The organism is Rhodococcus sp. Chr-9, from assembly GCF_000801125.1.
Classification (GTDB): domain Bacteria; phylum Actinomycetota; class Actinomycetes; order Mycobacteriales; family Mycobacteriaceae; genus Rhodococcus; species Rhodococcus pyridinivorans.
Genome location: NZ_JTIZ01000092.1, coordinates 1 through 1,104 on the forward strand (window position 1 = coordinate 1; position 1,104 = coordinate 1,104).

Consider the following 1,104-nt stretch of genomic DNA (forward strand, 5'->3'; position numbering starts at 1 on the left):
GGAAGGAGTTGCTGATATGAGGGAAGACATCCTCGGCCGGTCCCGCGTGGAGGACACCGACGAGCTGGTGCAGTTCTACCGCCGGCTCGAGACGATGGGCGCCGGAGCGTTGTGGACGGTGGCCAACGACATCGAGCCGTGGTATCCACAACCGAAATCGGTGCCGATGCTGTGGCGCTATGAGCAGCTGCGACCGTCGGTGCTCGAATCCGCCTCGTTGGTCTCCGGTGACGATGCCGGCCGCCGGGTGGTGATGCTGGTCAACGACGGCCGCAAGGACCTCAGTGCGGCCGTGGGTCTGCTCTACACCGGACTGCAGATCATGAACCCGGGCGAGTCGATGACCGCACACCGACACGCAGCCTCCGCGCTGCGGTTCGTCATCGAAGGCGAAGGAGCATGGACGATCGTCGACGGCGACCGACTCGAGGCCGGAGCGCGGGATTTCCTGATCACCCCGAGTGGCACCTGGCACGAACACGGCAACGATTCGGCCAGCTCCCCGGTGATCTGGCAGGACGGACTCGACATCCCCCTGGTCAACACACTCGACGCGAACTTCTACGCCGTGCATCCGGAGCTGCATCAGCAACCCGGAAAAGTCGTCAACACCTCGCTGCGCGAGTACGGGTCCGGGATCCTCACCCCCGCCGACCGCGGATGGAACAAGCGTTACTCCCCGCTGCTGGCCTACCCGTGGGAACGCACCTACGAGGCGTTGCTCGCCCGCGCGGAGGTCTCCGACGGATCACCGTACGACGGCATCATCATGGAGTACGTCAACCCGCTCACCGGCGGTTCGGTCATGCCGACGATGGGCGCGCACATGCAGCTGCTGCGTCCCGGTCAGGCCACGCTCGCGCATCGGCACACCGGGTCGGTGATCTACCACGTGGCCAAGGGCCGCGGCCACTCCATCATCGGCGGACAGCGGTTCGACTGGCAGGAAAACGACATCTTCTGCGTGCCCTCGTGGGCCTGGCACGAACACGCCAACGACGACGACCGCAACGATGCGTGCCTGTTCTCGTTCAACGACTTCCCCGTCATGCACGCACTCGACCTCTACCAAGAAGCCGCCTACACCGACAACCACGGACACCA

General features: G+C 65.0%; 1 protein-coding gene. It reads left to right on the forward strand.

All coding sequences use genetic code 11. The annotated features are described in order from the left end of the window. Positions 1 to 16 precede the first annotated feature (16 nt). A partial coding sequence (locus QR64_RS14050; protein WP_052227311.1) for a cupin domain-containing protein occupies positions 17 to 1,104 on the forward strand: 1,088 nt, incomplete at its 3' end.